Below are 10121 nucleotides of genomic sequence, written 5' to 3'. Positions count from 1 at the left end.
GCCCCACCGACGCCAACCAGCCCCCCGAACTCGCCTGGCCCACCGCCATCGCACGCGGCCCCGACGACACCTTCCTCGGCTACGCCATGCGCCGCTTCGGCGAACCCCAACACGTCCAACTGGTAGGCCTGTTCACCCGCGTCCAGCGTCTGCGCCTGTTCGGCGACCGTGCGGACTGGCGCTTCCTGCTCGGCGTCGCCTGGAACCTCGCCTTCATGACGGCCCGCATGCACTACGACAACCTCGTCATCGGCGACTTCTCGTCGAGCAACGTCGTCGTGGACGCCAACGGCTTCGTCACGTTCCTCGACTGCGACTCCATCGCCTTCACCGACCCGGTCACCGGCGAACCCTTCCCCTGCCTCATGCACACCACCGACTACTCCTCACCGGAACGCCAGTCGGGCGCGGCGGCCACCCCGGAGAGCGACAACTTCGCGCTGGCGGTGCTGATCTACCAACTCCTCACCGCGGGCAACCACCCCTTCGGCGGCGTCCCGCACGACAGCACCCCCGAGTCCACCGTCAAGGACAACATCGCCGCGAGCGTCTCCTACGTCGTCCGCCCCGAGCTGGTCGTCATCCCGCGCGGCACCGTCGACCCCTCGGTCCTCCCGCCGGACCTCCTGGGTCTCGCCCACACGGCCTTCGGCGCGGGCGTCCACGCCCCCGCCGCCCGCCCCACCCCGGAGGTCTGGCTGCGCGCCCTCGACCAGGAGCGCACCCGGGTCCGGGTCTGCCCGACCCGCCCCCTGCACACCTACGGCTCCCACCTCCCGACCTGCCCGTGGTGCACCCGGGCCGCGGTCACCGGCCACGACGTGTTCAACCCACCGGCACGGCCCACGACTTCGGCACCTCCCGCACCGACACCCGCGCCGGGCAACCGCTTCGGTCCGCTGAAAGTGGTGGCCGTCCTGCTCCTGGCCGTCCTGGTGCTGATCGTGCTGGGTCACCTGTTGTCCTGAGACCGCCCGCGCTCCTCCAGGAACCGGGTGTGGGTCTCCTGCCGCCGCTCCTCCGCCTCACGAAGTCCCCGCGCCAGCCCCCGCGCCTCCTCCTGAAGCACCGTCAACTGCCGCTCCAGATGGCGCTCCGGCGGCTCGGTACCCGGCGCCAGCCGCGTCCACCACCGCGTCCGTACGAACGTGTCGACCGCCTCCGGCACGTCCTGCCGGATCGCCCGCGACAGGATGTGCACGCCCTCCGGGTCCTGCGCGAGGTCGAGCGTGACCTGCGGATCGAGGAGCCCGGCGAGGAGCTGGTTCAGCTCGGTGAGCCGGCCGGCCGCGGCGGGCGGCAGCTCGACGCCCGCCAGATAGCCGCCGAGCTTCTCGAAGTCGTCGCGCAGTTCCTCCAGTTGGGCCGACGGATCCGGGAAGTCGGGCAGCACCGGCCGCTCCGGCGGCGCCACCAGCGCACCCGCGCCGTACAGCCCCACGACCACGACCGGCCAGTACGGCCCCGCCACGCCGACGAACGTCAGCACCAGACCGACGAGCCCGCAGGCGCTGCCGGTGAGGTTCTTGCGGGACTCCAGGTAGCCCAGGAACCTCCTACTGATACCCACGGATCTCCTCGAAGGCGCCGTCCAGCGAGCCCTGTCGGGCGTCGAAGAGCCGGCCGCCGGTCAGCTCGGCGATGTGCTGGAGTTCGGCCTTGTCCGAGTCGCCGAAGAGGATGGGGAAGACGGGGATGTCCCGTTGGGCTGCGGGCAGTTGACGGTAGAACCCGTCGAACTCCTTCGCCTTCGCGCCCGTTGTGTTCTCGCCGTCCGTCATCAGCACGATCGACGTGAACGTGTCGCCGCCGGTGCCGAGATGCTCGTACGCCTTCTCCAGCGAGGTGTAGATCGCGGTGTTCCCGGAGGCGCTCAGCGCCTTGGTGTCCGCGCGGATGGCGTCGAGCCCGGCCTTCGGGTCACCCGGGCTCACCACATGCGTCTTCACGCTCTTCACGGCCGACCCGAACGGCATCAGCGTGACCTCCTCGCGCTGCCGGAAGTCCCCGGTCAGATCGGTGAGGGCCTTCTTCAGCCGGGACAGCCGGTCACCGGACATCGAGCCCGAGGTGTCGAGGACGTACACGGTCCGCGAGGGCCGGCGCAGCTTGTTCTCGTACGAGTCGAGGAGCCCGTCGGCGACGGATTGGCTGCCGGGGAACGGGAGTTCACGCCGTCGGCTGGTGTCGAGGCCGGACGCGGGCGGTACGGAGGCGACGACCGGGCGGCGGTGCGTGCGGGTGGTGATCAGCTTCTGGAGGGCGTCGGTGCGCAGGTCCGTCGTCACGCGCCGGACGTTCTCGCGGGTCGTGGCGTCCGTCGAGGCGAGGGAGGTGAGCGGGTAGTCGGCGGTGACGACCCCGTCGCTCGGGCGGATCACGGTCAGACCCGGGATGCCCTTGAGGACGGACTCGTAGTTGAGCAACGCGTCGACGTTCCCCCGGCGTTGATAGGCCTGGGCGAGCCAGCCCGACGAACCCGAGGTCAGCTTCTGCCCCTTGAAGAACTCCTTCAGCCGGGGAGCCGCCTTGGCCACGTCCGCGTCGGTGAGCGCCGACTGGGCGCCGGAGAGCGCGGAGGCCACGGAGATGAGGGTCGAGAAGCCGGAGTTGGAGCGGGCCGGGTCCGTCATGCCGTAGGCCAACCTGCCGTCCTGGACGGCCTGTTCGATCTGGGACCAGGTGACCTTGTCGGGCGTCCAGCCCAGCGAAGTGACGGTGGCCGTCTTCACACCTATCGCGACCGGGCTGGACATGATCGGCGTCTCGGACACGACCTTCTTCGCCGCGTCGGGCCGTAGCCGCAGATAGTCGTTCGACGACAGCCACAGCGCGTCGTACTGGCCGTCGACCTTGCCCTTCGCCAGCAGGTCCACCGCGTCGAGGGTGCCCATGTAGGTGGGGCGGATCGTGACGCCGGTGTCCTTGCGGACCTGGTCGAACACCGGGGTCATGTCGCTGAGTTCGCTGGAGGCGAGGACGCGCAGGGTGCCGGGCTTGGGGGCGTTGTCGGTCTCGGCCTTGGTGTCGGGTGTCGACGTGCACGCGGTGAGCAGCGCGGCCGTACCGAGGGCGAGCGCGAGGAGCCGTCTCATCCGAGACCGCCTTCCAGCGCGCTCTGCGACCGGCTGCGCTCCAAGTAGCTGCTGGCGTTCTGGAGTTCGGACGTCAGGGACTCCACGGTCGCCGCCATCACCTCGGTCGCCTGGACCTTGTAGGTGTCGATGGCGTCGAGCGTGCGGTAGATCTGCTGGAAGGCGGTGCGCAGGGTCTCGGCGCCCACCGCCGGGTCGGCCGCGATGCGCTGGATCTCGCCGCTCTGGGTGGAGAGCATCTCGGCGTTGCCCCGGATGAGGTCCTCGGTGGTCCCGCGCAGCGCGTTGACCTGGTCGACGACCTTGCGCTGGTTCTCCAGCGCGGAGGCGAGCATGACCGAGATGCGCAGCGCCGAGACGGTGGTCGTGGCCGCCCGGTCCACGCCCTTGATGAGTTCGTCGTTGTTGCGCCGTACGACGTCCATCGCCAAGTAGCCCTGCGCGCACACCGCGAGCTGGGTCAGCAGGTCCTGGTACTTCTGCCGGACCGGGAAGAGGACGTCCGCGCGCAGGGTGTCGGCCTGGCTGGGGTCGGCGGCCTCGACGCCGGCGATGTGCTGCTCGACGGCCGTGTCGAGGGCCTGGGTGAGGACCACGTACTCCTGGAGCTTGCCCATCGTCTCCCAGAGGCGGACCCGCTCGGTCTGCAACGCGGCGTTGTCGCGCCGGAGTTCGTCCTGACCGCCGCGCAGTGAACCCACGATCTTGTTCAACGTGCCCTGCGCGGAGGCGTACTTGGCGACGTGGTCGCGCAGCTTGTTGCCGCCCGGGAGCCGGGACAGGAACTTCCGCCCCTTCGACGCGGGCAGGTCACGCGGGTCCAAGTCCTCGACCACGCGCCGCAGTTCGACGAGCGAGCCCGCCACCTGCGACTGCGCGTCCCCGCCCTTCGAGGGCAGACTGCGCACGGTCCGCTCCAGCATGCGGTTGGACTGCGCGGTCGCGCTGCGCATCTCCCCGGCGCCCAGCGCGGTGATCTCGCCGACCTTGCCCGCGAACTCGGGCGAGCGGGCGTCCAGGGCGGCGAGCCCCTCCACATAGGCGGTGGCCTTGCGCTCCATGTCCGTACGGACGGAGTCGTCGACGGGGACGAGCCCGCCGGCCTTCTCCTTCGGGACGGCCTGCACGGCCTCCGGTGGAGTGAGCGTGAAGACGTCGTCACCGCTCTGAGTGTGCTGACTGCTGTTCTGGCTGGTGTTGAAACTGCTGCTCATGTGGTCCCCCCGGTCAACCGCGCGCCCGGCGCGCCATGTCGTGCAGCACCTTCGAGGTGGGCACGGGCGCCTGCCGGACACCGGTCAGCGTCTGGTTGAGGTAGCTGGAGTGGGCGGCCGTGGCCGCGACGAACTCGGCGGTGTCACCCTGCGGCCGGAAGCCGTGCCGTACCGCGAGCCTGCGCAAGGTCGGGTCGCTGCTGAGGAGTTCACCGAGCGCCCGGCCCTCCGGAGTGAGCGGTACGACGGTGTGGTCGCTGTTGGCCGTGGTGTCCGGGTAGAGGACGACGAGGTCGCCGACCGGTTGCTTGTCGAGGAGCAGCGAGGCCACCTGCGACTCGTACACGAGGACCAGCGGATTGCCGGCGCCGCTGATGAAGTCCCTGAACGGCGCGTCCGAGCTGGACTGTTGGGCGCCCTGCACGCTGATCAGCTTGTGCATCAGGGGTGCGGTGCGGTCCACGTCGGCGCTACTGGCCGCCACCCGCCCGCCGCCCGCGACGTAGGAGGCCGCGGCGAGGTACAGAGCACCCGAGTTGGAGGTCTCCGGATCGGTGGTGGCGATGTAGAGGGTGCCGGTCAACTCCCCGTGCTTCTCGGCCCCCTTGAGCTGCTGCCAGGTCCGGTCCGCCTTGGCCGCGTCCAGATAGGCGGCCATCTTCAGGGTGCCGCGGTCCTGGCTCCTGTCCAGCGTGGCCAGCCCGTTGTCCGCGAGGACCTGGGCGGCGCTGCGGTGGGCCACCACGACGAGCGGCGAGTAGAAGGGCCGCGGCAGGGGCTGGCGCACCGTGTATTTGGCGGCCAGCGCGTCGGCCGGCGCCTGGCTGGAGGGGAAGGCGAAGTCGTACCCCTTGAGGTTCAGCCCCTCCATGGCCCAGGAACCGGAGGTCTCCGTCTTCACGGTGAAGCCCTTGGCGGCGAGGGCCTTCACCACATCGGGATCGGCGAAGAAGTCCGCCTTCTCCGAACCGATCACTCCACGCACGGTCTTCGTTGCCGTGCCCTTGTCCCCGTTGTCCCGGCCCGCTACGACGGCTGCCACCACTCCGCCGATCAGCAACACCGCGAGGACGATTCCAGCGATACGTCTCACAAGGGCCAGCGTGCTCGCGGAACCCAACATTCCCCGAGGAATGGGATGAACGGGAGGTGTCGGAGGGGTCCCGGATCAACACGGCCGTTTTCGGAGGGGGTTGGCTCAGGCCACGGCAGTACCCGCGTGCGCGTCCATCCGCTCGGCGGACAGGATCGCCGCGGCCGTGTCCGCCCGGGATGCCGCGACGACCAGCGCGCGTCCCGCGAGAGCGTGCGCCCGTTGGTGCAGGGCGTCGACACGGGACGTAGGAGTGGAGGCAGCCGCACGAACCGGTGAGGCGCTCCCACGCAACCGCGTGAGCTGGCCGGCGAGCCGCTCGGCGGCCACGTCCAGTTCGTCGGACGGCGTGAGCGCTCGCAACTCGTCGGTCACCGCGAGCAGCGCGGCAAGGTGCCCCGCGAGCTGAATGTCCAGTTCCTCCTCGCGCGACCGGTGAGGGAAGTCGGAGGGCGTGCGGGCCAGGGTGCTGTGGACCGACTTGGTGCGGATCGGTTCGTACATGGCATGGTCTCCTGTGCTCAGACAGGAAACCATCCTAGCTTAGATCTCGTCTAAAGTTATGCTGGCTGAAAAAATGGCCGGAAGAAAGCCGACTGCGGAGGTTTACGGCGAGCGCTCCCTGTTCTACGGCTGGCCGTACCCGTCCAGGAAGTTCCCGATCCGGGTCACCGCGTCCCGCAGATCCCCGACCGACGGCAGCGTCACGACCCGGAAGTGATCGGGCTCGGACCAGTTGAACCCGGTGCCGTGCACGACCATGATCTTCTCCTGGCGCAGCAGATCGAGGACCAGCTGCCGGTCGTCCTTGACCTTGAAGACCTGCGGATCGAGGCGCGGGAACAGATACAGCGCCCCCTTCGGCTTCACACAGGTCACCCCCGGGATCTGGGTCAGCAGCTCGTACGCGACATCCCGCTGCTCCTTCAGGCGGCCACCCGGCAGGACCAGGTCGTTGATGGTCTGCCGTCCGCTGAGCGCGGCGACGACCCCGTGCTGGCCGGGCATGTTCGCGCAGAGCCGCATGTTGGCCAGGATCGTCAGACCCTCGATATAGGAGTCGGCGTGCGCGCGCGGCCCGGAGATCGACATCCACCCGACGCGGTAACCGGCCACCCGGTACGCCTTCGACATGCCGTTGAAGGTGAGGGTGAGCAGGTCCGGGGCGACCTTCGCGGTCGGGGTGTGCGTGGCGCCGTCGTAGAGGATCTTGTCGTAGATCTCGTCGGAGCAGACCAGCAGGTTGTGGCGGCGGGCGATGTCGGTGAGGCCCTTGACCATCTCCTCGTCGTACACCGCCCCCGTCGGGTTGTTGGGGTTGATGATGACGATCGCCTTGGTGCGGTCGCTGACCTTGCGCTCGACGTCGGCGAGGTCGGGCATCCAGTCGGACTGCTCGTCGCAGCGGTAGTGCACGGCGGTGCCGCCGGAGAGCGAGACGGCGGCGGTCCACAGCGGGTAGTCCGGGGACGGCACGAGCACCTCGTCGCCGTCGTCGAGAAGGCCCTGCATCGCCATGACGATCAGCTCGGAGACGCCGTTGCCGATGAAGACGTGCTCGACGTCCGTCTCGATGCCCAGGGTCTGGTTGTGCATGACGACCGCGCGCCGGGCGGCCAGCAGCCCCTTGGCGTCGCCGTATCCGTGCGCCGACGACACGTTCCGGAGGATGTCCTCCAGGATCTCCGGCGGGCACTCGAACCCGAAGGCCGCCGGGTTGCCCGTGTTCAGCTTCAGGATGCGGTGGCCTGCCGCTTCCAGACGCATCGCCTCTTCGAGAACCGGGCCCCGGATCTCGTAACAGACGTTGGAGAGCTTGGTCGACTGGATCACCTGCATGTCGGTGAGCTTACGGCGCGGTAACGAGACTTGGCTCGTGCTTTCCGCCACATGAGACAGGCCCCCCCTTCCGCCCCGGAGTGCGATTCGCCGGATGCGCGCGCCCGGAATCGGTACGTTGACCACGCCGAAGGGGGAGGCGGAGCATGGAGTTCTCGCTGTTGAGCGACGAGCCGGTGAGCGCGCCGGAGGTCGACCGGCTCGGCACCGGCCGGGCGGCCCGGCAACTGGCCGCGCTGGTCCACAACTCACGCGGGGCGGCGCCCTTCACCCTCGCCGTGGACGCGGGCTGGGGCATGGGCAAGAGCAGCCTGATGTGCCTGGTCCGGGCGGAGCTGGAGCGGCGCGAGGACGTCGAGACGGTGTGGTTCAACGCCTGGTCCGCGACCGGCGCCGACGCGCTGGAAGGGCTCATCAAGACCGTCCTGATGAAGTTCGACGAACGCCTGCTGCGGCGGACCCTGCACCGGCTGTCCGAACACGGCCCGCTGATCAGGGCCGCGCTGGCGACGCTCACCGTGGTCGCCTCGCCGTTCGGGCTGGCCGGGCTGGTCGACCGGCTCTGGCGCGAGCTGTCCGTCGACCCCAGGGCCCGCGCCACCATGCGCGACGAGCTGCACGCCCTCGCGACCACATGGGCGGAGGCGACCGCGCACCGGCCGGGCCGGCTGCTCGTCGTCTTCATCGACGACCTCGACCGCTGCGCGGAGGACACCGTTCTCGCGGTGTGCGAGGCGGTGAAGGCCTACCTCGACGTGCCCGGACTCGCGTTCGTGATCGGCTGCGACCGCTCGGCCCTCGGTCCCTCCGGCCTGCTGCGGGATCTGAGCCCGGCCGGCTCGGCGTTCATGGAGAAGATCTTCCAGACCAGCTACCGGCTGCCCGTGCCGAGCGAAGAGGACATACGGGCCTACGTCCGCCACTGCGCCGAGCGCTCCGGGGTGCGCGAGCTGCTCGACGACGCCCTGGTGCACCTGATCGCCGACCGCTCCGCGCGCAACCCCCGGCGGATCAAGCGGCTCATCAACGGCTTCGGCCTGGAGTGCTCCCTCAACCCGGTGTGGGCGGGGTTCGAGTCGGAGGCGGTCATCCGGACGCTGCTGCTCCAGTACCTGTATCCGGAGTTCTACCGGATCCTCGTGGCGAGCGACGCTCTCTCGTCCAACGCGGGCCAGGAGTTCCTGGAGTACTACACGGCCCGGCGGGTGCTCAGCCGGTGGATCGCGGCCGAATCGGAGGTCTGGCGCACCACGGTGGCCGCCGTGTCCGGGCACCGTCTCGATCCGCCCGACCGCGAGCGCCCGGACGACTGGGATGCTGTCCTGGGCCGGCTGGAGGAGCAACTTCCCACCATCTACCCGTCGTTGGCCCGGGACCGGGGCTTCGTCGGGCTCGTCGAGGAGTGGCTGCGGGTGCCGCAGGTGGACCAACTGTTGGCGCAGCTCCAGCGGGGTGGCGCGGCACCGGTCGTGACCATCGGGCCGGACGGGGAGCAACCGCCGGCCGGGGGGCGGAGGTTGGAGGGAGGGCCTCGCGACGAGGACCGTTCCGACGACCGGTACCAGGGCATCCGGATGCTGTGGGTGGACGACCATCCGGCGAACAATCTCTCCTACGTACGTGAGTTGGAGCAGTTCGGTGCCCAGGTCCTCCTGGCCGAGGACTCGCAGAACGCCGAGCGGATGTTCACCCGGACCCGGATCGACCTGCTGCTCTCGGACTTCGCCCGCGGTGTCGACGGTGACGCCGGTCTGGACGCCCTCGCGCGCTGGCGGGAGCGGGGGATCTTCACCGGCCCTGCGGTGTTCTTCACGGGCCGGGTCACCCCGGCCCGCGAGCGACGATGCCGCGAACTGGGTGCCCGGATCGCGACCAACGGCGCGAAGTTGCGCCACTACATCTACAGCGCATGTGTGGATATCCGCCAAGGCCCGTCCTGAAACAGCTCCTTGCTCCCACCCCTCTCAACAATCACAATGCCCATGACAAAAGACGGCGGCCGGAAGATCTCCGGTCGCCTCGTCATAATGAGGGGACCCCCACATGAAGAAGCCTCTCCTTGCCGCACTCTCGGGCCTGGCCATCGTCGGGGCGGGTGTGGCACCCGCGGTCGCCGCGCCGCAGGCCGCAGCGAAGGCGGCGGCCGTGACCGTCGACTTCGCCGGCACCGTCTCGCTCAGCAACTGCTCCGGCTCGGTGATCCGCTTCCCGAACTCGACCGACACCTCCCCGGCGCTCGTACTGACCAACGGCCACTGCCTGGAGACCGGGTTCCCGGCGGCCGGTCAGGTCATCACCGGCCAGTCCTCCACCCGTACCTTCGGGCTGCTGAACTCGGCCGGCACCAAGGTCGCCACCCTTCGCGCCAACCAGGTCGTCTACTCGACGATGACCGACACGGACGTGACGATCTACCGCACCACCACCACGTACGCGGCGATCAAGAGCGCGTACAACATCAGCCCGCTCACCGTGAGCGCCACGCACCCGACCGTCGGCACCGCCATCAAGGTCGTCTCCGGCTACTGGAAGACGATCTACAGCTGCAACATCGACGGGTTCGTGTACCGGCTGAAGGAGGGCTCCTGGACCTGGAAGGACTCCGTCCGCTACACCTCCGCCTGCAACACCATCGGCGGCACCTCCGGCTCCCCGGTCATCGACACCAGCACCGGCCAGGTCGTCGCCGTCAACAACACGGGCAACGAGGACGGCGAGACCTGCACCGTCAACAACCCGTGCGAGGTCAGTGAGACCGGCGCGGTGACGGTCCGCGAGGGCATCAACTACGCCGAGGAGACCTACAACATCCCGGCCTGCTTCACCTCGGCCAATGTGCTCGCCCTCAGCAACACCGGCTGCACCCTGCCCAAGCCGTAG

General features: G+C 69.4%; 9 protein-coding genes. 3 read left to right on the top strand and 6 right to left on the bottom strand.

Annotated elements, in window-relative coordinates:
- A partial coding sequence (locus tag JHN63_RS53930; protein ID WP_200681709.1) for a hypothetical protein occupies positions 1-968 on the top strand: 968 nt, incomplete at its 5' end.
- On the opposite strand, the gene JHN63_RS15760 is transcribed toward JHN63_RS53930, so the two are convergent.
- From JHN63_RS15760 to JHN63_RS15735, 6 genes are all read right to left on the bottom strand, one after another.
- A complete protein-coding gene (locus tag JHN63_RS15760; protein WP_374222918.1) occupies positions 953-1570 on the bottom strand; it encodes a hypothetical protein in 618 nt (205 codons plus the stop codon). The two genes, JHN63_RS53930 and JHN63_RS15760, sit on opposite strands and share 16 nt — an antisense overlap.
- Positions 1557-3095 (bottom strand): VWA domain-containing protein, encoded by a 1539-nt coding sequence (locus JHN63_RS15755; protein ID WP_200681708.1) that lies wholly within the window; start codon positions 3093-3095, stop codon positions 1557-1559. Before JHN63_RS15755 ends, JHN63_RS15760 begins: the two co-directional genes overlap by 14 nt.
- Positions 3092-4309 (bottom strand): toxic anion resistance protein, encoded by a 1218-nt coding sequence (locus JHN63_RS15750; protein ID WP_200681707.1) that lies wholly within the window; start codon positions 4307-4309, stop codon positions 3092-3094. The genes JHN63_RS15755 and JHN63_RS15750 overlap by 4 nt, the downstream gene beginning before the upstream one ends.
- Before the next feature lie 13 nt (positions 4310-4322).
- Positions 4323-5402: a substrate-binding domain-containing protein gene (locus JHN63_RS15745; RefSeq protein WP_307781897.1), complete on the bottom strand. Its 1080-nt coding sequence runs from the start codon at positions 5400-5402 to the stop codon at positions 4323-4325.
- 105 nt (positions 5403-5507) lie between these two features.
- Positions 5508-5906 (bottom strand): hypothetical protein, encoded by a 399-nt coding sequence (locus tag JHN63_RS15740; RefSeq protein WP_200681705.1) that lies wholly within the window; start codon positions 5904-5906, stop codon positions 5508-5510.
- 123 nt (positions 5907-6029) lie between these two features.
- Positions 6030-7241 (bottom strand): pyridoxal phosphate-dependent aminotransferase, encoded by a 1212-nt coding sequence (locus tag JHN63_RS15735; protein WP_200681704.1) that lies wholly within the window; start codon positions 7239-7241, stop codon positions 6030-6032.
- Between the two features lie 146 nt (positions 7242-7387).
- Here JHN63_RS15735 and JHN63_RS15730 point away from each other — a divergent pair, with 146 nt between their 5' ends.
- Together JHN63_RS15730 and JHN63_RS15725 are read left to right on the top strand one after the other, a co-directional pair.
- Positions 7388-9181 (top strand): P-loop NTPase fold protein, encoded by a 1794-nt coding sequence (locus JHN63_RS15730; protein ID WP_200681703.1) that lies wholly within the window; start codon positions 7388-7390, stop codon positions 9179-9181.
- Positions 9182-9284: 103 nt separating this feature from the next.
- A complete protein-coding gene (locus JHN63_RS15725; protein ID WP_200681702.1) occupies positions 9285-10121 on the top strand; it encodes a serine protease in 837 nt (278 codons plus the stop codon).

Origin of the sequence: Streptomyces sp. MBT65 (assembly GCF_016612545.1) — a bacterium.
Lineage (GTDB): Bacteria > Actinomycetota > Actinomycetes > Streptomycetales > Streptomycetaceae > Streptomyces.
The sequence above is the reverse complement of the archived record's forward strand: the minus strand, read 5'-3'. Positions and strand labels throughout refer to the sequence as shown.

Coding starts and splice junctions, on each gene's coding strand:
- JHN63_RS15755 (WP_200681708.1), bottom strand. CDS start 3,095: ATGAGACGGCTCCTCGCGCTCGCCCTCGGTACGGCCGCGCTGCTCACC.
- JHN63_RS15750 (WP_200681707.1), bottom strand. CDS start 4,309: ATGAGCAGCAGTTTCAACACCAGCCAGAACAGCAGTCAGCACACTCAG.
- JHN63_RS15740 (WP_200681705.1), bottom strand. CDS start 5,906: ATGTACGAACCGATCCGCACCAAGTCGGTCCACAGCACCCTGGCCCGC.
- JHN63_RS15735 (WP_200681704.1), bottom strand. CDS start 7,241: ATGCAGGTGATCCAGTCGACCAAGCTCTCCAACGTCTGTTACGAGATC.
- JHN63_RS15730 (WP_200681703.1), top strand. CDS start 7,388: ATGGAGTTCTCGCTGTTGAGCGACGAGCCGGTGAGCGCGCCGGAGGTC.
- JHN63_RS15725 (WP_200681702.1), top strand. CDS start 9,285: ATGAAGAAGCCTCTCCTTGCCGCACTCTCGGGCCTGGCCATCGTCGGG.